This is a genomic window from Phenylobacterium ferrooxidans, from assembly GCF_042714595.1.
GTDB lineage: Bacteria > Pseudomonadota > Alphaproteobacteria > Caulobacterales > Caulobacteraceae > Phenylobacterium > Phenylobacterium ferrooxidans.
In genome coordinates this window covers 64,292-85,215 of sequence record NZ_JAOTJD010000016.1, presented here as the reverse complement: position 1 = coordinate 85,215, position 20,924 = coordinate 64,292, and the positions used below count along the sequence as shown (strand labels likewise).

Below are 20,924 nucleotides of genomic sequence, written 5' to 3'. Positions count from 1 at the left end.
CTAGCCGCCGATCAGGGCGCGGCCGAGCCCGCCCACCAGCATGCCGAGGCTGACCGCGGTGGCCATGACGCCCACGGCCAGGGCCAGTTTGGCCGTCGCGCGCCGCGCCGCGGTGGCCCGCATGCGGGGGGCCATGCCAGGCGTCCGGGCGGCGAGGCGAAGCATCTGGGTCAGGGACGGGGCGTCGCTGGTCATGGGCATGGCTCGATCCTTCGCGCGGCGGTGTGGGAGGTCGCCGCGCCTCGTCCCGCTCTTTCGGATAGAGCCGCGTCGTGATCAACCGGCATTCGACCCGCAATGGGGTCTTCGCTAGGGTCTGGTGACAGAATCGACACGTCTGCCTCAGCGCGGCCGTCGGCCTATGTCCAAGTCAGCGCGTTCGGCCTATGTCCGCACCACGCAGTTCTCAATGAGGCTCCCATGACCAATCCCATCGCCGATCCCCTGGTCGAGGTTCCCGACACCGACGTGGATGAGACCCTTGTGCAGATCGAGGCCACGGTCGAAGGCGTCGCCATGGTGACGATCAATCGTCCGGAGCGGCGCAACGCCTTCGACGCCCGGCTGATCGCGGCCCTGCACGAGGCCTTCGAGACCCTGCAGGGCGCCGAGGGCGTGCGGGTGGTGTTCCTGCGTGGCGCGGGCGGAATCTTCAGCGCCGGCGCCGATCTCGACTGGATGCGCGAGGCCGTCGACCGCACCGAGAGCGACAACCGCGAAGACGCCTACGCCATGGCCAAGATGCTCAAGAGCCTCTGGGACATTCCGGCTCTGACGGTCGCCCTGGTGGAAGGCGGGGCCTTCGGCGGCGGCGCCGGCCTGGCGGCGACCTGCGACCTGGCCGTCTCCACGGCGGACGCCAAGTTCAGTTTCTCCGAGGTTCGCCTGGGCCTGATCGCCGCCACCATCAGCCCCTATGTGGTGGGTGCGGTGGGCCCTCGGACGGCGCGCGCCCTGTTCGCCACCGGTTCGGTGTTTGACGCCGCCTATGCCGAGAAGGTCGGCCTGATCACCGAGGTGGTGGCCGACACCGCGGGCCTCGACGCCGCCTGCGCCCGCATCGCCGCCGAGATGATGGCCTGCGCCCCCGGCGCGGTCGCCGACTCCAAGAAGCTGGTGGAAGATGTGGCCTACAAGCCCATCGAGGATGTCATGGAAGAGACCGCCAAGCGCATCGCCCGCACCCGGGTCAGCCCGGAAGGGCAGGAAGGCGTCCGCGCCTTCCTCGAAAAGCGTAAAGCCTCCTGGGTCGTTTGATCCGCCGCTGGCAGGACTCTCCACGGCCAACTAGGATCGCGGCATGATCAGTTCCGTGCTCGTCGCCAATCGTGGAGAGATCGCCCGCCGCGTCTTCAGGACCGCCCGGCGCATGGGGATCGCGACGGTGGCGGTCTATTCCGAGGCCGACGCCGACGCGCCCCATGTGCGTGAGGCCGACCAGGCCGTGCTGATCGGCCCTGCGTCCGCGCGCGAAAGCTATCTGGCGGGCGAGAAGATCATCGCCGCCGCCCTGCAGACCGGCGCCGAGGCCATCCACCCCGGTTACGGCTTCCTGTCGGAGAACGCCGCCTTCGCCGAGGCGGTTATGGGCGCCGGCCTGATCTGGATCGGCCCGCCGCCCGCCGCCATCAAGGCCATGGGTTTAAAAGACGCCGCCAAGTCCTTGATGCAGAAAGCTAATGTTCCGGTGACGCCGGGCTATCTGGGAGACGACCAGTCCCTGGAACAACTGCAGGCGGTGACCAAAGATATCGGCTACCCCGTCCTCATCAAGGCCGTGGCCGGCGGCGGCGGCAAGGGCATGCGCAGGGTCGACCGGCCCGAGGACTTCGCCGCCGCGCTCGCCTCCTGCCAGCGCGAGGCCGCCGCCAGCTTCGGCGACCCCAAGGTGCTGATCGAGACCTACGTTTCCCGGCCCCGCCACATCGAGGTGCAGATCTTCGGCGACAGCCACGGAAACGTCGTCCACCTGTTCGAGCGCGACTGCTCCCTGCAGCGCCGCCACCAGAAGGTGATCGAGGAGGCTCCCGCGCCGGGGATGAGCGCCGCAGCCCGCGAGGCGGTGACCCAGGCCGCGATCAAGGCCGCCAAGGCCGTCAATTACATCGGCGCGGGCACGGTGGAGTTCATCGCCGACGCCAGCGCGGGCCTAGCGCCCGACCGTATCTGGTTCATGGAGATGAACACCCGCCTGCAGGTGGAGCATCCGGTCACCGAGGCGGTCACCGGAGTCGATCTGGTAGAGTGGCAGTTCCGCGTCGCCTCTGGCGAGCCCCTGCCGCTGACGCAAGGTCAGATCCAGCTGAACGGCCATGCGGTGGAAGCCCGCCTGTATGCCGAGAACCCGGCGGCAGGCTTCCTGCCCTCCATCGGCGTGCTGGAGCACTTCGTCCTGCCAGGTGGCGTCCGGGTCGACACCGGCGTGGAGGAGGGCGGCGAGGTCAGCCCGTTCTACGACCCGATGATTGCCAAGCTGATCGGCCATGCCCCGACCCGGGAGGGCGCCAGCGACCAACTCGCCCAGGCCTGCGCCGAGGTGGAGATCTGGCCGGTGAAGACCAATGCCGGCTTCCTGGCCCGCTGCCTGGACCATCCCGAGTTCATCGCCGCCGAGATCGATACGGGCTTCATCGAGCGTCATCTCGACGCCTTGGCGTCCACGCCCGCCCCGTCGGACGAAGCTCTGGCGGTGGCCGCAGCCGCGGCCCTGGCCGAGGGGGACGACGACGCGGCTGGCCCCTGGAAGGGCCTCACCGGCTTCCGCATGAACGCCGCGCCGCAGACGTCGGTGCGTCTGTTTCTCGATGGTCGGCCCGTCGACGCCCCCTTGCCGGACGGCGATATCGAGGCCGACATCCTGATGACGGAGGACGGCGAGGTCGTGGTCTTCGAGGGCGGCGAGACCTATGTGCTCGCCACCCGGCCGCCCCTGCGCGACCTGGACGACATGGCCGGTGACGCCCAGGTGCGCTCCCCCATGCCGGGCAAGGTGGTGGCCGTGGCGGTCTCCGTCGGCGACGCCGTGGTGCGCGGGCAGCCCCTGCTCACCCTCGAGGCCATGAAGATGGAACACGCCCTGACCGCGCCCTTCGACGGGGAGGTGGAGGCTCTGAACGTCTCGGTCGGTGACCAGGTCAGCGAGGGTGTCACCCTGGCCCGCCTGAAGGCTTCGAGCTGATGGCCCTGCACATGCTGCGGCTCTGCGTCGGCTGCGACACCATCGAGGATTTGCTGGCCTATCACCCCGACGACAGCGAGCCCTGGCTGCTGCATACCCGGATGAGCCCCAAGCGCGCCGATGAGTTGCTGGACGGCGGCTCCCTCTACCGGATCTTCAAGGGCATGATCCTCTGCCGCCAGCGGATCCTGGCGGTGCGCACCGTGGGCGAGCACCCCAACGCCCGCTGCGAGATCACCCTGGAGCCCGAGATCATCCGCGTCGCCCCGACACCGCGCCGCGCCTTCCAGGGCTGGCGCTATTTCGATCCCAAGGACGTGCCGCCGGACCTCGACACCAGCGCGGACGGCGAGATTCCGATGGAGCTGGCCCGCCAGCTTCGCGAGGTCGGCGCCTGGTAGGCTAGACCGCCATGTTGTCGATCAGCCGGGTCTTGCCCAGGATCCCGGCGGCCAGGACCCGGGCCGGCCCGGTGATGGGCCCCGGGCCAAGTTCCGCCAGGCTCGCCGCGTCGCGGACCTCGAAATAGTCGATGCGGCTGAAGCCGGCCCGCTCCAGGGCTGCGCGGCCGGTGTTCTCCACCCGATCCACAGGTGTCCCGGCGCGCAGGCGCTCCACGGCGTCACGCAGGGCGGCGGCCAGGCTGGGGGCGGCCTCGCGTTCGGCCGTCGTCAGGTAGGCGTTGCGGGAGGACAGCGCCAGGCCGTCCTGCGCCCGCGCCGTGGGTGCGCCGATCACCTCCACGGGGATGTCCAGGTCAGCCACCAGCCGCTTGATCACCTGCAGCTGCTGATAGTCCTTCTCGCCGAACACCGCGACGTCGGGTCCGCACTGCAGGAGCAGCTTGCTCACCACGGTGGCCACGCCGGCGAAATGGCCTGGCCGCGCTGCGCCGTCCAGAGGCTCGGAGACCCCGCTCACCGTCACGGTGGTGGAAAAGCCCGGCGCGTACATCTCGGTCACGGTCGGCGCGAACAGCAGGTCACAGCCCACGCTCTCCAGCAGGGCCGCGTCCTTGGCCTCGTCCCGGGGATAGGCGTCGAAGTCCTCATGCGGCGCGAACTGGGTCGGGTTGACGAAGACGCTGGCGACCACCCGCTGGGCTCGGGTCTTGGCCAGGGTCACCAGGGACAGGTGGCCCGAGTGCAGCGCCCCCATGGTGGGAACCAGGCCGACGTTTTCCCCGGCCCTGCGCCAGGCGGCGACCTGGGCTCGGAGGTCTGCGACCGTGCGGACGATGGCGAGGGGCATGGGGGGAGGCTCCGTCACGAAAAGGCGGGCCGCTTATGACTTTGAAGCGGGCATCCGTCCACAGGCGGCGGCGTCTGGCGCGTTGACGGGGCAGGGGTGGCGGCCTCACCTGTTAACCAATCGAATCAGCGCAACGACGCTGGCTGAGATGGTGTGGAGTTTTAAAGAACCATGTCCCAACCCAAGGTTATTGTGGTCGGTAACGAGAAGGGTGGCGCGGGCAAGTCGACGCTGGCCATCCACATCGCCACGGCCCTGCTGCACGCCAACGCCCGGGTCTCGGTGCTGGACCTCGACCTGCGCCAGCAGTCCATGGGCCACTTCTTCGCTCACCGCGCCGCCTGGCTGTCCGCCAACGGCGTCAGCGCCCCGATGCCCGTCGAACACCCGCTGAGCGCCGATCTGGCCAAGGCGTCCGACGAGGAGGCGCTCGCGCGCTTCGAGGAAGCCTTCAACGCCGCCGAGGCCTCCGACTACATTTTGATCGACACCCCGGGCGGCGACACCGCCGTCAGTCGCGCCGCCCACGGCATGGCCGACCTGATCGTCACCCCCATGAACGACAGCTTCGTGGACTTCGACATGCTGGGGGTCGTCGATCCCGTCACCCTCGATCTGAAGCGCCCCAGCCTCTATTCCGAGACCGTCTGGAACAGCCGCAAGATCCGAGCTGCGGCCAGCGGCAAGTCCATCGACTGGGTGGTGCTGCGCAACCGACTGGCCCCAACCGAGGCCCGCAACCGCCGTCGGGTGGATGAGCGCGTCCAGGCCCTCTCGCGTCGGGTCGGGTTCCGCGTCGGACCGGGCCTGCGTGACCGCGTGATCTATCGCGAGCTCTTCCCCTTCGGCCTGACCATCGCCGACCTCTCCCCCACGATTCGTCCCGTGGCCATGTCGCTGCAGCACGTGGCCGCGCGCCAGGAGCTGCGCGCCCTGGTGGGGTCGCTCGGCCTGGACGTGGGCGATGAGCTGATGGCCGCCCAGTAGTGTCCTATATCGCGCTGGGTTGCGTGATCCTGGCGCTGCTGATGTGGGCGGGCGGCGGCAAGGCGATGCTCAAGCGCCGCGAGTGGCGCTTCATCTCCGGCGGCTTTGCAATCATGGCCTTCGCCGGCGCGGCCTATGTGGGCCTTGTAGGGAAGTGGGGCTCGGCCATCGTCCTGGTGGTGCTGGGCCTGGGGCTGGCGGTCTCCACCCGGCGTACGGGGGTCATGCCGCCCAGCAAGGGCGCGACCATGAGCGAGACCGAGGCCCGCTCGATCCTCGGGGTCGGGGCCAATGCCACCGTCGAGGACGTCCAGGCCGCCTATAGCCGCCTGATGCGCCTGGCCCATCCCGACAAGGGCGGCACCGATGGCCTGGCCGCCCAGCTCAATGCGGCCCGCGACAGGCTGACCCGCAGATAGGGCGTCAGCCCGGCTTCACGACCATGCAGGGGACCTTCTTGGCCTTCAGGGCGCCGCAGGCGTCCTTGGCGGAGGCCTCGGTGAATCCCTTGAAGCGGGCGCGATAGGTGCCGCCGACGGAGTCGGTGGCGCCGTCGGCCTTGCCGAAGTACTTGCCGAACCGCTTCTCCACCAGGGTGAGCTGTTCCTTGGCCAAGGCCTTGGACTTGAAGGCGCCGACCTGGACCACCCACTTGCCGGCCGGCTTGCGATCTTCCTTCTCGGCCTTCTTGCTCTCGGTCTTGGGCTTGTCGGCCGATTGCGAGCCGCGCAGCAGGTTGCGGGTGGGGGAGACGAAGTCGTTGCTGGAGAAGGAGGGCGGCGGCGGGGCCGAGGCCAGTACGATCCTCAACCCGTCCTGCTCGCCATCGCCCTGTTCGACCGACGGACGCTCGATGGGGCCGATGGGTTCGGGCTCGAACAGGTTCTGGGCGATGGTGATCTTCTCGCCGCGGGCGCGGCGGTTCATCACGTCAAAGCCGGTGAGCAGCAGGTCCTCGGCGTTGTTGTTGCGCTTGGCGGTGGACGGCGCGCCCAGCACCACGGCGATCAGGCGGCGGTTGTCGCGCACGGCCGAGATCGCGATGTTATAGCCCGACGCGTTCGTATAGCCGGTCTTCAATCCGTCCACGCCGGGCATCGCGCCCAGCAGGCCGTTGTGATTGCGCATCGGCGTGCCGCGGAAGGTGAACTGCTGCTGGCTGAACAGCCGGTAGTACTGCGGATAGTCGCGCATCACGGCGCGTGACAGGATGCCGAGGTCGCGGGCGGTGGAGACCTGGCGGCTGTCGGGCAGGCCCGAGGCGTTCACGAAGCGGGTATTGGCCATGCCCAGCTCCTGGGCCCGCAGGGTCATCATGGCCGCGAAGCGGGCTTCGGATCCTCCCAGCTTCTCGGCCATCGCCACGGCGATGTCGTTGGCCGACTTGATGGCCAGGGCCTGCATCGCCTCCTGGACCGTCAGCGACTCGCCGGCGGAAAGGCCCAGCTTGGTGGGCGCCTGGGCGGCCGCGCGCGGCGAGATCATGATCCTGTCGTCGGGCTGCAGGCGGCCTGAGCCCAGGGCCTCGAAGGCCAGGTACAGCGTCATGATCTTGGTGATGGAGGCGGGATAGCGGGGGCTGTCGGCGCGCTTCGCGTAGAGAACTTCACCGGTCTTCGCATCCACGACGATGGCCGCGTACTTCGGCGCCGTGGTGGGCAGGGACGGCATCGAGAGGTAGGGGATCTGCGCCTGGGCTGAGGTCGCCAGGGGCGAGACCGCCGTCAAGGCGGCGGCGCCAAGGGCGAGGAACAGGCGGCGGGCGCGCTCGAACATTGCGGTTCGTCCGTCGAATCAAAGGGTTGGGCGACCCCCCGGTCGCCGTACTGAAACCCTATCATGACAGGTAGGAGCTTGCGCGAGAGTAAACACCTCTTGAGCGAGCGCTTTTGTCGCGTTTCAGGTTATGCGGGCGCCAGGACGAATTCGCGCAGACGGCGATTGTGCACTGCAACAAAGTGGCTTGACTGCTGCACTGCAACATGAGAAATAGGCTGCGAGATCAAACAGCCGCAACGCCCGACTGGTGCGACGCGGCATAGCCCGTCAACCACGTTCCCCGGAGTCTTATCATGGCCGCCGCCGAAACCGTCAAGAACACCGTCGAGCAGTTCACCACCGCCGGCAACACCGCCTTCAAGGACGCCATCGAAAAGTCGCTGGCCGGCCTCAATGAAGCCAACGCCCATTCCAAGAAGAACCTGGAAGCCGTCATCGCCTCGGTGACCGCCGCCACCAAGGGCGCTGAAGCGCTCGGCGCCCAGGCCACCGCCTATTCCAAGAAGGCCGTGGAAGCCAACGTCGCCGCCGCCAAGTCGCTCTCGGGCGCCAAGTCGATCCAGGAAGTGGTCGAGCTGCAAACCAGCTTCGCCAAGTCCGCCATGGAAGCCTACATGGCCGAGCTCTCCAAGATGGGTGAGATCGTGCAGGCCTCGGTGAAGGACTCCATGAAGCCCCTCAACGAGCGCGTCACCGCCGCCGTCGAGAAGCTGCAGGCCGTCCGCTAAGCCTTCTAAAGTCCCTCCAGCCGCGCCTGCGTATTTGGCGCGGACCCTGCGGAGGCCCGGACCGGAAACGGTCCGGGCCTTTTGCGTATTCAGCTCCTGACAGGACCCCTGAATCCCCGGCGAGGCTTTGGATCAGATGGACTTCCAACTGATCTGATCAAAAGGCTCGAATTTGAAGAATTAGAGCGCGTCGGACGGGCGAACCGGCTTCCACTTCGCCCTGTCGCGCTCTAGACCGTTGGTCATGTCACAGGTCGAAGAACGCTTGGCTGCGCAGGGGATCACCCTCCCGCAGCCCGTCGCCCCGGTCGCCAACTATGTCCCGTTCGTGCGGGTCGGCGACCTTGTCCACATATCTGGTCAAGTATCCTTGGATGCCAGTGGGGGCGTCCGCGGGATCGTCGGCGAGGATGTCGACATGGAGACCGCCAAAGGCGCCGCGCGCCTGTGCGGAATCAACCTGATCGCCCAGATGCGCGCCGCCTGCGACGGCGACCTCGACCGCGTCGTCCGGGTGGTCAAGCTCGGCGGCTTTGTGCAGGCCGGGCCCGGCTTCTTCGAGATCCCCCAGGTGGTGAACGGCGCCTCCGATGTGATGGTCGCCGCCTTCGGGGACGCCGGAAAGCACGCCCGCTCGGCGGTGGGCGTCTACCGCCTGCCGATGAACTTCGCCGTCGAGGTCGACGCCGTGGTGGAAATCCGATGAAGGACCTCAAGAACACCTTCGGCGAGGCCTGGGACTTCCTGTTCCACCCGCCTGTCGCCCACCGTGGCCTATGGTCTCCGGACGGCGCGCCGGAGAATTCCCTGGGCGCCTTCCAGGCCGCCTGCCAGGCCGGCTACGGCGTCGAGCTGGACGTCCACCTCTCCGCCGACGGCGAGGCCATGGTCTTTCATGACCACAGCCTGAAGCGGATGACCGGGGTCGAGGGCAAGCTCCGGGACCGCACCGCCGCCGACCTTGGCGAACTGCGGCTCAAGGGGACCGACGAACGCATTCCCACCCTGATGGAGACCCTGGCCCTGATCGGCCACCGGGCCATGGTCCATGTGGAGCTGAAGACCGACTTCGGCGCCGTGGGCCCCCTGGAGCAGCGGGTGCACGAGATCCTCATCGACCACGCCGGTCCGACCTGCGTCATCGGCTTCAATCCCTATTCCCACGCCTGGTTCGCCGACCGCTTCCCCGGCGTCCTGCGCGGCCTGGACAGTTACAGCTGGGAAGAGGACACGCCCCACCTCTCCGCCGAGCAGCGCAAATCCTTCGCCCGGCTGGAGCAGGTCTCCATCGCCCGGCCGCACTTCCTGGCCATGAGCCTGGACATGGTCCGGAGTGACGCCGCCGTGAAGCACCGCGCCGAGGGCATGCCCGTCGTCGCCTGGACCGTGCGCAAACCCGAGCAGTGGGACGCCCTGAAGGACCACTGCGACAACCTGATCTTCGAGGGCTGGGCCGCGTGAGTCTGAAGGCGGCGGTGAAGGTCAGCCGCCGGATCGCCGAGATTGGCCGCGAGGGCTGGGAGGCCTGCGCCGGCAATCCGGACTACGCCGCCAACCCCTTCGTTTCCTTTGATTTCCTGGACATTGTCGAAGAGTCCGGCTGCGCCGTCGAGCGCATGGGCTGGGGCCCGCAGCACCTGTCGGTGGACGACGAAGACGGCAAGGTGGCGGCGGTGATGCCGCTCTATCTGAAGTCCCACAGCCAGGGCGAATACATCTTCGACCATAGCTGGGCAGAGGCCTATGAGCGGGCGGGCGGGCAGTATTATCCCAAGCTGATCTCCGCGGCGCCCTTCACCCCGGCCACCGGCCCGCGCCTGCTGGTACGGCCGGACGTCGACGTCGAGACCGCCCGCAAGACCCTGCTGACCGGCGCTGTCACCCTCTGCGAGCGCTACGGTTCCTCGGGCGTCCACATCAACTTCCCGACGGACGACGAGTGGACCTGGCTGGGCGGGCAGGGGCTCTCGATGCGCGAGGGCCAGCAGTACCATTGGGAAAACGCCGGCTACGCCGACTTCGACGCCTTCCTCGCGGCCCTGTCCTCAGGCCGCCGCAAGACCATCCGGCGTGAGCGCCGTGAGGCGCAAGGTGCTGTCGAGATCCTGCCCCTGACCGGCGCCGACATCACCGAGGAACACTGGGACGCCTTCTACGGCTTCTACATGGACACCGGGTCGCGCAAGTGGGGCCGGCCCTATCTGAACCGGCTATTCTTCTCCCTGCTGGGGGAGCGGATGGCCGACCGGGTGCTGCTGTTGATGGCCCGGCGCAATGGCCGCTGGGTGGCCGGCGCGCTCAACCTGATCGGCGGCGACTGCCTCTACGGCCGCAACTGGGGCTGCGTCGAGGACATCCCCTTCCTGCACTTCGAGCTCTGCTACTACCAGGCCATCGAGTGGGCCATCGGCCGGGGCCTGGCCCGGGTGGAGGCCGGCGCGCAAGGCCAGCACAAGATCGCCCGCGGCTACCTGCCGAGCCCCGTCCGCTCGGCCCACTTCATCGCCGACCCCATGCTGCGCGGCCCCGTCGAGGACTTTGTAGCCCGCGAGCGTGAGGCGGTGGAGGGCGAGATGGAGTGGCTGGCGGAAGAGTTTTCGCCCTTCCGCCAGGAACCCGATCAGTAGCGCAGGGTGAAGGCGAGGCCGCCGCCGATAGTCAGCTGGCCTCCCAGGCCTGCCTGATCAGCGCCACGAGCTTGGCGTCCAGGTCGGCCGGAGAGGTCAGGGTGAGCTTGGACTTCAGCCGCTCCGACCAGCCCTCGGCCTTGGCCGGCGTCAGCCTGGGATCGGCGTCGGGGGGCACGGCCAGGCCCAGCACCACCTGGCCGCCCTTGGCGGGCTTGGCCGAGGCGAACTGGAAGTTGCGGGAAAATCCGGTGAAGGCCTTCCGCTGGCCGGTGACCACGTCGGGCAGGGCGGCCGCCGCGCGCTCGATGGCCTCGAAGATCGCCGTCGCGGCCGGATCGCTCCACACCTGGGCTCGCAGCGTCTCCGGCTGGTCCCAGCCCGCGCCGGTGGGGAAGGCGGCCGACATCACCATGTTGGCGCGGTTCATCCCCAGGCCGTGATGTTCCTTCATCCAGGCGATCCGGGTCATGGTCTTGGTCTCGGGACAGGTCCTGGCGATGGCCACCCACTCGTCCATCGTCCTGCCGGTCTCTTTCTCGAGGCTGGCGCGGGCGGTGGCGAAGTACTTCTGCTGGCGCGGGCTCAGGCCCTTGGTGTTGTCGGCGTCACCGGTTCCCATACAGGGCCCCCTCTGTGCTAGGACGCTTCCAAGACCTCAGCAGGAGCGCGCCATGAGCTTGGACGGGACCTATGACGACGGCAATATCTTCGCCAAGATCCTGCGCGGTGAGATGCCGAGCGCGCGGGTGTTCGAGGACAGCCACGTCTACGCCTTCATGGACGTCTTCCCCCAGGCCCGTGGCCACACCCTGGTGATCCCCAAGCACTCCACGGCCCGCAACCTGCTGGAGGAGGACCCCGCCACCCTCGCGCCTCTGATCCTGGGCGTGCAGCGGGTGACGCGGGCGGTGCGCGCGGCCTTGAAGCCGGACGGTATCGTGGTCACCCAGTTCAACGGCGCGCCGGCCGGCCAGACCATCTACCACCTGCACTTCCACATCATCCCGCGCTGGGAAGGCCAGGCCCTGGGGCGGCACGGGGAGGGCGGGATGGCCGATCCCACGGAGCTGAAGGCCTTGGCGGACCAGATCGCCGCTCAGATCGCCTAGGTTTCTCAGGCGGTGGCGGTCTCCGGCCATGAGGGGCCGGCCGCCGCTCGCCAGGGATGAACGGCAGCGGCCACCAGCTGCTCCTGCTCTATGGGCTTGGGGAGGTGGGCGTTCATGCCGGCCTCGTGGCAGCGGACCACATCCTCAGGCAGGGTGGCTGCTGTGATCGCCACCACGGGGGTGTTGGCCCTGTCGCCTTCCAGGGCCCGGATCGCGCGGCAGGCTGCCAGGCCGTCCATGACCGGCATGTGGATATCCATGAACACGACGTCGAAGGGGCGGCTGCGCACCGCCTCCACCGCCTGAGCGCCGTCCTCGGCTGTCTCCACGTCGAACCCCGCGGCCAGCAGCATCATCGAGGCCACCTGACGGTTCACGGGATGGTCGTCGACCACCAGGATGCGACCGGCGCCGAGACTGCTGCTCTCGGCCGAGGGGGCCTCAGCTGACGCTTCAAGGCGGGGCAGCGGGATCTCGAACCAGAATTCCGAACCCTCGCCGAGAACGCTCTCGACCCCGATCCGCCCTTGCATCTGCTCGACCAGGGACTTGGAGGTGGCCAGGCCCAGGCCGGCGCCCTCGAACCGGCGCGTGGCGCTGGTGTCGGCCTGGGTGAAGGGCTGGAACAGCTGGGTCATCGCCTCGGGGGCGAGGCCGACGCCCGTGTCGCGCACACTCACCCGCACCCGGTCGGCGCCCGTCTCAGGCGACAGCGTCACCCGCACCGCGATATGACCCTGGTCGGTGAATTTCACAGCATTGCCCAGCAGGTAGAGAAGGAGCTGGAGGATGTGGTCCTCGTTACCTTCATGGACCACGCCCTCGACCGCCGAGACATCAACCCTCAGGGTCAGGCGCCCCAGGCTCGGCCCTACGATGCCGCCGGCCGTCCGTACGAGGTCGGCGAGGACGAGGGGGGCAGGGGCGGGGAGGGGCGCACCGGAACCCAGCCGCGAATAGTCCAGGATATTGGTGATCAGGGAGAGCAGCACCTGGCATGAGGCCTGGATCACACCCAGTTGCTCCCGCGCCTGGGGCGCCAGGTCGGCGCGCGCGGTCAAGAGTTGGGCATGGCCCTTGATGCCGTTCAGGGGCGTGCGCATCTCGTGGCTCATGATCGCCAGGAAACGCCCCTTGGCGCCGTCGGAGGCCACCGCGTCGCGGCGGGCGGCGCGCGCCACGGCGAGGGCCCGGCGCAGGCTGACCTGGGCCGCGGCGCGCTGGGCCAGCACGCTGGACAGGATGAGGGCCGAGCTCACCAGGGTGGCCAGATAGAGCTGCAGCACCAGTATCTGGCGCGGCATGTCACCCGGGAACTGGGCCACGATGGGCCCTTGGCCCGCCACGGTGGCGCTTGCGGCGATGAACGACACCAGCATGGCCATCAGCGCCGTGTAGGGACTGCTGAGCCGGATCACCACCAGCAGGCCCAAGGGAAACATCAGGAAGAGGGCGGGCAGGGGCGTGGCGAAGATCAGGGCGGCCGCCCCAAGCACCAGGCCGATCAGGCCAAAGGTCTCGAAGCGCGATGCCGCCGCGCCGACGTCATAGCGTCGGAACCGCGCCAGCAGCAGGGCGGCCGGCGCCCCTACGATCATCCCCAGGGAGTCCCCGAACACCCAGGTCTTCCAGGCCGTCACGAAGTCGTCCCTGAACATCAGGGCCGCGAGGCAGGCGCCGAGGGTGCCCACGGTGACCGTGGCCGGAAGGGCCGCCAGCAGGACGAAATTCCGGAACCGGGGCAGGACATTCATGTCCAACCCGGCGCCGCACACGCGTCGGGCCAGGATCGCGGCGAGGACCGCTTCGGTTAAGTCGCACCCTGCGATGAGCGCGGCCCGCAAGGGCGCGCTGCCGCTATTCAGAGCGGCCAGAAAGTCGATGGTCGTGCACAGGACGGCCAGCGCGATGGCCTGTTGACGCGGCAGGAGGAGCAGGCCGGCGGTCAGTAGGCCGTTGCAGATCCAGAGCACGGCGAGGCCGTTGATGCTGGTGGTCCAGGCGTAGGCCAGCAGGGCGCAGATCGCGTAGGCCGCCAGGAAGGCCAGGTCCAGGCCATCGGCGCGAGGGGCCTGGGCCGGTCGAAAGAGCTCGATACGCGACGCCACTGAACCACCCCCTGGTTGGCATAGACCCTAGGCCTGGGCTCAATCGTGGGTCGGGAAGTACGACCATGGTGGAGGTTATGGGTGGGCGGTGTGATTCGGCCACCACCCGTAGATGGCGCAACAAAGAACCCCAGGCTGAGGGCCTGGGGTTCGATTGTGCTCGAAGTCGGGAGTCTGTCCTTAGCCGGCCAGCTCCGGCGCGGCGTTGGCCGCGTCCTCGGCGGGGTTCTCGATGATCGGCGCGCCGGGCTCGGTGTTCTCGCCCTCGATCTCGAAGGCCAGCTTGGAGTCCTTCAGCACCACCTTCACGTGGCCACCCTTCACCAGCTTGCCGAACAGGATCTCGTCGGCCAGCGGCTTCTTGATGTGCTCCTGGATGACCCGGGCCAGCGGCCGGGCGCCGTAGAGCTCGTCGAACCCGTTCTTGGCAAGCCAGTCGGCGGCCTCGTCCGTGGTCTCGATGGTGACGTGACGGTCGGCCAGTTGCGCTTCCAGCTGGATGACGAACTTCTGAACCACCTGGCGGATGATGTCCTGGGTCAGCGGCTTGAACGCCACCACCGCGTCGAGGCGGTTGCGGAATTCCGGCGTGAACAGGCGCTTCAGGGCTTCGTCGACCTCGTCAGCCTGCTTCCCGCGGCCAAAGCCGATGGCGTTGCGCTGGGCGTCGGAGGCGCCGGCGTTGGTGGTCATGATCAGGACAACGTTACGGAAATCGACCTTCTTGCCGTTGGAGTCGGTGAGAACCCCGTGGTCCATGACCTGCAGCAGGATGTTGAAGACGTCCGGGTGGGCCTTTTCGATCTCGTCCAGCAGCACCACGCAGTGCGGGTGCTGGTCGACGGCGTCGGTCAGCAGGCCGCCCTGGTCGAACCCGACATAGCCGGGAGGCGCGCCGATCAGGCGGCTGACCGTGTGGCGCTCCATGTATTCCGACATGTCGAACCGCAGCAGCTCGATGCCCATGGTGCCGGCCAGTTGCCGCGCGGTCTCGGTCTTGCCGGTGCCGGTGGGGCCCGAGAACAGGTAGCAGCCGATCGGCTTGTTGGGATCGCGCAGGCCGGCGCGAGCCATCTTCATGGCCGCCGACAGTTGCTCGATGGCGTCGTCCTGACCGTAGACGGCGCGCTTGAGGTCCTCGTGCAGCTGCTTCAGCGCCTCGGTGTCGGTCTTGGAGACCGACTTCGGCGGGATGCGGGCGATCTTGGCCACGACGGCCTCGACCTCCTTCAGGCCGATGGTCTTCTTGCGACGACCCTCCGGCAGCAGCATCTGGCTCGCGCCCGCCTCATCGATGATGTCGATGGCCTTGTCGGGCAGCTTGCGGTCGGTGATGTAGCGGGCCGACAGCTCCACCGCCGCCTTGATGGCGTCGTTGGTGTAGCGGAGCTTGTGGAAGTCCTCGTAGTAGGTCTTCAGCCCCTTGAGGATCTTGATGGTGTCCTCGATGGTCGGCTCGTTCACGTCGATCTTCTGGAAGCGCCGGACGAGCGCCCGATCCTTCTCGAAGTGCTGACGGAACTCCTTGTAGGTCGTCGAGCCCATGCAGCGCAGGGAGCCCGAGGCCAGGGCCGGCTTCAGCAGGTTGGAGGCGTCCATGGCCCCGCCGCTGGTGGCGCCGGCGCCGATCACCGTGTGAATCTCGTCGATGAACAGGATCGCGTCGGCGTGGTTTTCCAGTTCCTTGACCACCTGCTTCACGCGCTCTTCGAAGTCACCGCGATAGCGGGTGCCCGCCAGCAGGCTGCCCATGTCGAGCGAGAAGATGGTGGCGTTGGCCAGCACCTCGGGGACCTGGTGATTGACGATCTTGCGCGCCAGGCCCTCGGCGATGGCGGTCTTGCCCACGCCGGGGTCGCCCACCAGCAGGGGATTGTTCTTGGTGCGGCGGCACAGGATCTGGATGCAGCGCTCCACCTCGGACGACCGCCCGATCAGGGGGTCGACCTTGCCCTGCTTGGCTTTCTCATTGAGGTTGACGCAGTAGGCCTCAAGGGCCTCGCCACCGGTCTTCACCGCGGGCTTTTCCTCGTCTTCCGAACCCTTGACGGGCTTGGCCGCGCCCTCGGCGCCGGCCTTCTTGGCGATGCCGTGGGCGATGTAGTTCACCGCGTCATACCGCGTCATGTCCTGCTCCTGCAGGAAGTAGGCGGCATGGCTCTCGCGCTCGGAGAAGATGGCCACCAGCACGTTTGCGCCGGTCACTTCTTCGCGGCCCGAGGACTGCACGTGGATGACCGCGCGCTGGATCACGCGCTGGAAGCTGGGCGTGGGCTTGGCGTCCTCGCCATCGTCCACCACCAGCGAGCGCAGCTCGTTGTCCACATAGTTGGTCAGGGTCGTCTTCAGCGACGGAAGCTCGACGTCGCAGGCTTTCATCACGCCAGCGGCGTCCTCATCGTCAATGAGGGACAGGAGCAGATGCTCCAGGGTCGCGTACTCGTGCTTTCGCTGGTTGGCGAAGGCCACCGCGCGGTGGAGGGATTCTTCTAAGTGGCGTGAGAATGACGGCAATCTGGGCCTCAATCCTTTTCCATAGTGCATTGCAACGGATGCTGATGCCGGCGCGCGGTATCAACGACCTGGGCCACCTTTGTTTCCGCCACTTCGTAGGTGAACACGCCGCAGACGCCCACACCGTGTTGGTGGACATGCAGCATGATCGTCGTCGCCTCTTCGCGCGACTTATGGAAGTACTGCTCAAGCACATAAACGACGAACTCCATCGGAGTGTAGTCGTCGTTGAGGAGCAGCACCCGGTACAGAGACGGCTTTTGCGTCTTCGGCTTGGTCTTGGTGATGACCGCCGATTTTACGCCCGTCTCCTGATCACCTTGCTTTCGCTCGGCCATCGAACAGGTCTCCTCGGCGGTCACGGGACCGCCCTACAGATGGATTAGATATGGAAAAGACGGCCGTATGGAAGGGTCGAAATGGTCGCGCGATGCGAGTTCGTCCGAAAGGCCACAGTTTTTACCATGCTAACAGGCTGGCAGATGGGCGCCGGCCCCCTGGTATTCAATCCTGAGCCGAGGATTTCCCGCGCAAGGCGCGCGCGGAGGTCAGCGCTGTGGCTCCGAATCGCGCCCGGATCGCGTCAGCGGTCTTCTCTCCGGCCAGGGTCCGGCGTTCGTCGCCCCCGAAGAAGTCGTCCTCCACGTCCTGCGGTTCGATGAGATCGGTGATGCCGACCCCGATCAGCCGCCAGGAGCGGTTGGCGCCACCGCTCTTCAGTTCGGCCGCCAGCAGTTCCTTGCCGATGGCCAGGATGGACCGGGTCGTCTGGGTGGGGACGGGCAGGGTCTTGCGCCGGGTGATGATCTTGAAATCGGCGCCGCGCAGTTTCAGCGTCACCACCCGGCCGGCCACATTGCCGCTCCGGGCCTGACGCCCGACCTTTTCCGCCAGCCACGGAAGTTGCTCCTCCAGGTCGGCCTGCCTGCGCAGGTCTTCGTTGAAGGTGGTCTCGGCGCTGATCGACTTGCGGATCTGGTCGGGATTGACCACCCGGGTGTCGCGGCCATGGGCCAGGGCGTGCAGGCGCAGGCCGTTGGGGCCAAACCGGGCGGCCAGGTCCTTGATGTCGGCGCGCGCGATATCCCCCACGGTGACGAAGTTGGAGCTTTCCAGGCTGGACACCATGGCCGGTCCCACGCCCGGCAGGATGCCCACAGGCTTCCGGGCCAGAAACTCGGTCGCCTCGGACCCGATCACCGAGAAGCCGCGCGGCTTGTCCAGATCCGAGGCGATCTTGGCCAGGAACTTGTTGGCCGCCAGGCCGATGGAGACGGTGATCCCCACCTCGGACTCAATGCGGGTCTGCAGCCGGGCCAGGGTCTCGGCGGGCTTGGCGCCGTGCAGGCGCTCGGTTCCCGACAGGTCCATCCAAGCCTCGTCCAGGGACAGGGGCTGAACCAGAGGCGTCAGGTCGGCCATCATCGCCATGATCCGCCGGCTCTCGGTGCGGTACTTGTTGAAATCCGGCTTGATGATCACCGCCTGGGGGCAGGCCTTGATGGCCTTGAACATCGGCATGGCCGATCGCACGCCATTGATCCGGGCGATGTAGCAGCAGGTGGTCACCACCCCGCGCCGGCCGCCGCCGACGATCACCGGCAGGTCCCGCAGCTCGGGCCGGTCGCGCTTCTCCACCGAGGCGTAGAAGGCGTCGCAGTCCATGTGGGCGATGGACAGGCTGTCCAGCTCGGCGTGCGCGACGATCCGCGGCGAGCCGCAGGCGGGGCACCTGCGCTCGAAGTCGCCATGATGGAAGCAGTCGCGGCAGAGCGCGCTCACGACTCTTTCTCCACGGGGCCGGTCATGCGGGCGACCATACCCGTTTTGTTCTGCTAGCCGATAGTCTGCTCGATGGCCGCCCGCAGTTCGTCCCAGTCGTCGATGCGGGTGTGCAGGTCCGGCTTGGACGGGGCTAGCGGGCGCAGCCTCGGGTCGGCCACATGCTGGAAGCGGGTCACGTGAGGGGCCACCTCCGCCACCGAGTCGAGGTTGGAGATCAGATCGTCGATGAACACCGAGGGCCCGGCGGTCTGGGCCGCGAGGCCGGCCGCCAGCGGGCCCTTGGGTCCGGTGTTGAGGATCAGCGGATAGTCCATGCCGTGCCGCCCCAGCCAGCGGGCGCGGGCCAGGCGGGCAGGGCCCGGCGCATTGGTCAGGATCACGATGGCCGCCTGCTCCGACAGGCCCTGCAGGGCCTGGGCGCCGCCCGGCGTCGGCGTCATGTCGCCGCAGCCATATCGAAAAAAGTCCTCGTAGTGCTTACGTCCGTCGTCGATCGCCAGGTGTTCGCTCTCGCCTGGACGGTAGATGTTCTGAAACAGCGCGAACTTGTCGACCCGGAACTCCAGGCCCCGGCCCTCCAGAAAGGTCCCAAAGCCTTGCATGAACAGGCCCAGCACCTCGTCGACGTCGACGATCAGCAGCGGCCTGTCGGTCTTGACGCCCAGGTCGGAGAGCCGAGGGGCGCGGGGCTGTTCGGCCACGGGGGGCCTCCGAATGCGACTAACGCGGATTTAAGGATATCCGTGGGATCAAGGGGCTCAAGGTGAGGTCGGTTACCGATTCGCCAGACCAAGGATCGTCAGACGAAAATGGCCAAGAAGGTCCTCATCGTCGAGGATAACGAGCTGAACATGAAGCTCTTTCATGATCTGCTCGATGCCCAAGGCTACGAAACGCTGCAGACCCGTGAGGGATTGCAGGCGCTGGCGCTCGCCCGCGAACACCGCCCGGACCTGATCCTCATGGATATCCAGCTCCCCGAGATCTCGGGCCTGGAGGTCACCAAGTGGCTGAAGGAAGATGACGAACTGGCCCACATCCCCGTGGTCGCCGTCACCGCCTTCGCCATGAAGGGGGATGAGGAGCGTATCCGCGAGGGCGGCTGCGAGGCCTACATCTCCAAGCCCATTTCAGTGTCACACTTCCTCGACACCATCCGTCGTCTTTTGAGTTAGCCGCCATGACCGCGCGCATCCTTGTCGTCGACGATATCGAAGCCAACGTCCGGCTCCTCGAAGCCAAGCTCTCGGCCGAGTACTACGAAGTGCTCATCGCTTATGACGGTCCGACCGCGCTCGCCATCGCCGCCAAGGAAAAGCCCGACATCGTCCTGCTGGACGTCATGATGCCCGGCATGGACGGCTTCCAGGTCTGCCGCCGGCTGAAGGACGATCCCGAGACCCGCCATGTGCCGGTGGTGCTGGTGACCGCCCTGGACGGCCGCGCCGACCGCATCGCAGGCCTCGAGGCCGGGGCCGACGAATTCCTCACCAAGCCCATCGACGACGTCATGCTGTTCGCCCGGGTGCGCAGCCTGACCCGCCTGAAGATGGTGATCGACGAACTGCGCGACCGCGAGGCCTCGGGCCGTCGCATGGGGGTCATCGCCGGCGCCGCCTCGCGGCTCGGCGGCTCTGGCGGCCGGGTGCTGATCGTCGACGATCACGAACGCCAGGCCCAACGCGTCGCCTCTGAACTGGCCATCGAGCACCGTCCGATCATCGAGAGCGATCCCGAAAAAGCCCTGATGACCGCCAAGGGTCCGGTGGACCTGGTGATCGTCAATGCGGCCGCGCGGTCCTTCGACGGTTTGCGCTTCACCGCCCAGCTTCGCTCCGACGAGGCCACCCGTCACCTGCCAGTCCTGGCCATCGTCGACTTCGACGAGCGTCAGCGCCTGGTGAAGGCCCTGGAGATCGGGGTCAACGACATCCTGGCCAAGCCGATCGACCCGCAGGAGCTGTCGGCCCGCGCCAAGACCCAGATCCGGCGCAAGCGCTACACTGACTATCTGCGCGACAACCTCGATCACTCCCTGGAACTGGCCGTCACCGACCAGCTCACCGGGCTGCACAATCGCCGCTACATGGTGGGACAGCTGGAGGCCCTGGTGAAGCGCGCCACCCTCGGGGGCGATCCCGTCGCCTGCCTGCTGATCGACATCGACCACTTCAAGAAGATCAACGACGGCTACGGCCACGATGTCGGCGACGAGGTGCTGCGCGAGTTCGCCGTGCGCCTGGCCTCCAACGTGCGCGCCATCGACCTGCCGTGCCGCTACGGCGGCGAGGAGTTCGTGGTGGTCATGCCCGACACCAAGATCGAGGACGCCGAGCGGATCGCCGAACGCATCCGGCTGCACGTCGCCGGCTCGCCCTTCCGGGTGATGAACGGCGCCGAGCTGCTGACCGTCACCATCTCCATCGGCGTGGCCGCGACGCTCGGGGCCGAGGACCGCCCCGAAGCCCTGCTCAAGCGCGCCGACGAGGCCGTCTACGAGGCCAAGGCCTCAGGCCGCAACAAGGTCATCGCCCGGGCGGCCTAGGCTCTCGGCTTGCCACTCTCGTCCGTCATCCATCTCCGCATCCTAGGCCTTGTGCCTAGGATGACGGCGGAAGAACGAAAAACGCCCGGTCTCGCGACCGGGCGTTTTTTAAATCTCGTGTCGGTCGGCAGATCTACTTGATCTTGCCTTCCTTGAACTCGACGTGCTTGCGCACGACGGGGTCGTACTTCTTCATGACCAGCTTGTCGGTCTTGGTCCGCGCGTTCTTCTTCGTCACGTAGAAGAAGCCGGTGTCGGCCGAGGAGTTCAGGCGGATCTTAATTGAGGCGGGCTTCGCCATGGTCGGTCC

At 67.4% G+C, this 20,924-nt stretch carries 22 protein-coding genes; 12 read left to right on the top strand and 10 right to left on the bottom strand.

Annotation, left to right across the window (positions count from 1 at the left end; translation table 11 throughout):
* The gene (locus tag OCL97_RS10210; protein ID WP_304778256.1) at positions 1-201 is read right to left on the bottom strand and encodes a hypothetical protein; all 201 of its coding nucleotides are present in this window, start codon (positions 199-201) and stop codon (positions 1-3) included.
* A 219-nt stretch (positions 202-420) separates the two neighbouring features.
* On the opposite strand from OCL97_RS10210, the gene OCL97_RS10205 reads away from it, so the two are divergent.
* Genes OCL97_RS10205 through OCL97_RS10195 form a run of 3 tightly spaced genes read left to right on the top strand, consistent with a single transcriptional unit; the run spans position 421 to position 3,579 of the window.
* Positions 421-1,257: an enoyl-CoA hydratase-related protein gene (locus tag OCL97_RS10205; RefSeq protein WP_377369861.1), complete on the top strand. Its 837-nt coding sequence runs from the start codon at positions 421-423 to the stop codon at positions 1,255-1,257.
* 43 nt (positions 1,258-1,300) lie between these two features.
* Positions 1,301-3,178 carry an acetyl/propionyl/methylcrotonyl-CoA carboxylase subunit alpha gene (locus OCL97_RS10200; protein ID WP_377369859.1) on the top strand — a complete coding sequence of 626 codons (1,878 nt, stop codon included), beginning with the start codon at positions 1,301-1,303 and terminating at the stop codon, positions 3,176-3,178.
* On the top strand, positions 3,178-3,579 hold the full coding sequence (locus OCL97_RS10195; RefSeq protein WP_304778249.1) for a DUF1489 family protein: 402 nt from the start codon (positions 3,178-3,180) through the stop codon (positions 3,577-3,579). The genes OCL97_RS10200 and OCL97_RS10195 overlap by 1 nt, the downstream gene beginning before the upstream one ends.
* A gap of 1 nt (position 3,580) precedes the next feature.
* On the opposite strand, the gene panC is transcribed toward OCL97_RS10195, so the two are convergent.
* Entirely contained in the window at positions 3,581-4,429 is an 849-nt protein-coding gene (gene panC / locus OCL97_RS10190) for a pantoate--beta-alanine ligase (protein ID WP_377369857.1), read from the bottom strand.
* A 171-nt stretch (positions 4,430-4,600) separates the two neighbouring features.
* Here panC and OCL97_RS10185 point away from each other — a divergent pair, with 171 nt between their 5' ends.
* Together OCL97_RS10185 and OCL97_RS10180 are read left to right on the top strand one after the other, a co-directional pair.
* Positions 4,601-5,416 carry a division plane positioning ATPase MipZ gene (locus OCL97_RS10185; RefSeq protein WP_377369855.1) on the top strand — a complete coding sequence of 272 codons (816 nt, stop codon included), beginning with the start codon at positions 4,601-4,603 and terminating at the stop codon, positions 5,414-5,416.
* Complete coding sequence (locus tag OCL97_RS10180; RefSeq protein ID WP_377369853.1) at positions 5,416-5,835, top strand: J domain-containing protein; 420 nt, start codon at positions 5,416-5,418, stop codon at positions 5,833-5,835. The genes OCL97_RS10185 and OCL97_RS10180 overlap by 1 nt, the downstream gene beginning before the upstream one ends.
* Positions 5,836-5,839: 4 nt before the next feature.
* On the opposite strand, the gene OCL97_RS10175 is transcribed toward OCL97_RS10180, so the two are convergent.
* Positions 5,840-7,192, bottom strand: coding sequence for a D-alanyl-D-alanine carboxypeptidase (locus tag OCL97_RS10175; protein WP_377369851.1), 1,353 nt, complete (start codon positions 7,190-7,192; stop codon positions 5,840-5,842).
* Positions 7,193-7,488: 296 nt separating this feature from the next.
* Between OCL97_RS10175 and OCL97_RS10170 the strand changes: the two genes are divergently transcribed.
* The 4 genes from OCL97_RS10170 (at position 7,489) to OCL97_RS10155 (ending at position 10,550) form a co-directional block, all read left to right on the top strand.
* Positions 7,489-7,923: a phasin family protein gene (locus OCL97_RS10170; protein ID WP_304778235.1), complete on the top strand. Its 435-nt coding sequence runs from the start codon at positions 7,489-7,491 to the stop codon at positions 7,921-7,923.
* A gap of 244 nt (positions 7,924-8,167) precedes the next feature.
* On the top strand, positions 8,168-8,629 hold the full coding sequence (locus OCL97_RS10165; RefSeq protein WP_377369849.1) for a RidA family protein: 462 nt from the start codon (positions 8,168-8,170) through the stop codon (positions 8,627-8,629).
* Positions 8,626-9,384, top strand: a complete 759-nt coding sequence (locus tag OCL97_RS10160; protein ID WP_305703272.1) for a glycerophosphodiester phosphodiesterase — start codon at positions 8,626-8,628, stop codon at positions 9,382-9,384. Before OCL97_RS10165 ends, OCL97_RS10160 begins: the two co-directional genes overlap by 4 nt.
* The gene (locus OCL97_RS10155) at positions 9,381-10,550 is read left to right on the top strand and encodes a GNAT family N-acetyltransferase (RefSeq protein ID WP_377369847.1); all 1,170 of its coding nucleotides are present in this window, start codon (positions 9,381-9,383) and stop codon (positions 10,548-10,550) included. The genes OCL97_RS10160 and OCL97_RS10155 overlap by 4 nt, the downstream gene beginning before the upstream one ends.
* 31 nt (positions 10,551-10,581) lie before the next feature.
* On the opposite strand, the gene OCL97_RS10150 is transcribed toward OCL97_RS10155, so the two are convergent.
* The gene (locus OCL97_RS10150) at positions 10,582-11,172 is read right to left on the bottom strand and encodes a DUF5655 domain-containing protein (protein WP_377369845.1); all 591 of its coding nucleotides are present in this window, start codon (positions 11,170-11,172) and stop codon (positions 10,582-10,584) included.
* A gap of 52 nt (positions 11,173-11,224) precedes the next feature.
* On the opposite strand from OCL97_RS10150, the gene OCL97_RS10145 reads away from it, so the two are divergent.
* Entirely contained in the window at positions 11,225-11,662 is a 438-nt protein-coding gene (locus OCL97_RS10145) for an HIT family protein (protein WP_304778224.1), read from the top strand.
* A gap of 5 nt (positions 11,663-11,667) precedes the next feature.
* Here OCL97_RS10145 and OCL97_RS10140 read toward each other — a convergent pair whose 3' ends face one another.
* From OCL97_RS10140 to OCL97_RS10120, 5 genes are all read right to left on the bottom strand, one after another.
* Positions 11,668-13,770 carry a response regulator gene (locus OCL97_RS10140; protein ID WP_377369843.1) on the bottom strand — a complete coding sequence of 701 codons (2,103 nt, stop codon included), beginning with the start codon at positions 13,768-13,770 and terminating at the stop codon, positions 11,668-11,670.
* Positions 13,771-13,950: 180 nt separating this feature from the next.
* Positions 13,951-16,284 carry an ATP-dependent Clp protease ATP-binding subunit ClpA gene (gene clpA, locus OCL97_RS10135; RefSeq protein ID WP_377369841.1) on the bottom strand — a complete coding sequence of 778 codons (2,334 nt, stop codon included), beginning with the start codon at positions 16,282-16,284 and terminating at the stop codon, positions 13,951-13,953.
* Between the two features lie 8 nt (positions 16,285-16,292).
* Positions 16,293-16,622 (bottom strand): ATP-dependent Clp protease adapter ClpS, encoded by a 330-nt coding sequence (gene clpS, locus OCL97_RS10130; RefSeq protein WP_293493014.1) that lies wholly within the window; start codon positions 16,620-16,622, stop codon positions 16,293-16,295.
* Positions 16,623-16,788: 166 nt separating this feature from the next.
* Positions 16,789-18,066, bottom strand: coding sequence for a DNA polymerase IV (locus OCL97_RS10125; protein WP_377369839.1), 1,278 nt, complete (start codon positions 18,064-18,066; stop codon positions 16,789-16,791).
* Between the two features lie 53 nt (positions 18,067-18,119).
* On the bottom strand, positions 18,120-18,770 hold the full coding sequence (locus OCL97_RS10120) for a hypothetical protein (RefSeq protein ID WP_377369837.1): 651 nt from the start codon (positions 18,768-18,770) through the stop codon (positions 18,120-18,122).
* Positions 18,771-18,878: 108 nt separating this feature from the next.
* On the opposite strand from OCL97_RS10120, the gene OCL97_RS10115 reads away from it, so the two are divergent.
* Both OCL97_RS10115 and OCL97_RS10110 read left to right on the top strand, forming a co-directional pair.
* A complete protein-coding gene (locus OCL97_RS10115) occupies positions 18,879-19,244 on the top strand; it encodes a response regulator (RefSeq protein WP_293493017.1) in 366 nt (121 codons plus the stop codon).
* Between the two features lie 5 nt (positions 19,245-19,249).
* On the top strand, positions 19,250-20,614 hold the full coding sequence (locus OCL97_RS10110; protein ID WP_304778210.1) for a PleD family two-component system response regulator: 1,365 nt from the start codon (positions 19,250-19,252) through the stop codon (positions 20,612-20,614).
* 133 nt (positions 20,615-20,747) lie between these two features.
* Here OCL97_RS10110 and rpmG read toward each other — a convergent pair whose 3' ends face one another.
* A complete protein-coding gene (gene rpmG, locus OCL97_RS10105) occupies positions 20,748-20,915 on the bottom strand; it encodes a 50S ribosomal protein L33 (protein ID WP_215340033.1) in 168 nt (55 codons plus the stop codon).
* Positions 20,916-20,924: the final 9 nt, after the last annotated feature.

Bases quoted from the DNA above. Each gene is read 5' to 3' on its own strand.
- OCL97_RS10210 (WP_304778256.1), bottom strand. From the start codon at position 201: ATGCCCATGACCAGCGACGCCCCGTCCCTGACCCAGATGCTTCGCCTC.
- OCL97_RS10205 (WP_377369861.1), top strand. From the start codon at position 421: ATGACCAATCCCATCGCCGATCCCCTGGTCGAGGTTCCCGACACCGAC.
- OCL97_RS10200 (WP_377369859.1), top strand. From the start codon at position 1,301: ATGATCAGTTCCGTGCTCGTCGCCAATCGTGGAGAGATCGCCCGCCGC.
- OCL97_RS10195 (WP_304778249.1), top strand. From the start codon at position 3,178: ATGGCCCTGCACATGCTGCGGCTCTGCGTCGGCTGCGACACCATCGAG.
- panC (WP_377369857.1), bottom strand. From the start codon at position 4,429: ATGCCCCTCGCCATCGTCCGCACGGTCGCAGACCTCCGAGCCCAGGTC.
- OCL97_RS10185 (WP_377369855.1), top strand. From the start codon at position 4,601: ATGTCCCAACCCAAGGTTATTGTGGTCGGTAACGAGAAGGGTGGCGCG.
- OCL97_RS10175 (WP_377369851.1), bottom strand. From the start codon at position 7,192: ATGTTCGAGCGCGCCCGCCGCCTGTTCCTCGCCCTTGGCGCCGCCGCC.
- OCL97_RS10170 (WP_304778235.1), top strand. From the start codon at position 7,489: ATGGCCGCCGCCGAAACCGTCAAGAACACCGTCGAGCAGTTCACCACC.
- OCL97_RS10165 (WP_377369849.1), top strand. From the start codon at position 8,168: ATGTCACAGGTCGAAGAACGCTTGGCTGCGCAGGGGATCACCCTCCCG.
- OCL97_RS10160 (WP_305703272.1), top strand. From the start codon at position 8,626: ATGAAGGACCTCAAGAACACCTTCGGCGAGGCCTGGGACTTCCTGTTC.
- OCL97_RS10150 (WP_377369845.1), bottom strand. From the start codon at position 11,172: ATGGGAACCGGTGACGCCGACAACACCAAGGGCCTGAGCCCGCGCCAG.
- OCL97_RS10145 (WP_304778224.1), top strand. From the start codon at position 11,225: ATGAGCTTGGACGGGACCTATGACGACGGCAATATCTTCGCCAAGATC.
- clpS (WP_293493014.1), bottom strand. From the start codon at position 16,622: ATGGCCGAGCGAAAGCAAGGTGATCAGGAGACGGGCGTAAAATCGGCG.
- OCL97_RS10115 (WP_293493017.1), top strand. From the start codon at position 18,879: ATGGCCAAGAAGGTCCTCATCGTCGAGGATAACGAGCTGAACATGAAG.
- OCL97_RS10110 (WP_304778210.1), top strand. From the start codon at position 19,250: ATGACCGCGCGCATCCTTGTCGTCGACGATATCGAAGCCAACGTCCGG.
- rpmG (WP_215340033.1), bottom strand. From the start codon at position 20,915: ATGGCGAAGCCCGCCTCAATTAAGATCCGCCTGAACTCCTCGGCCGAC.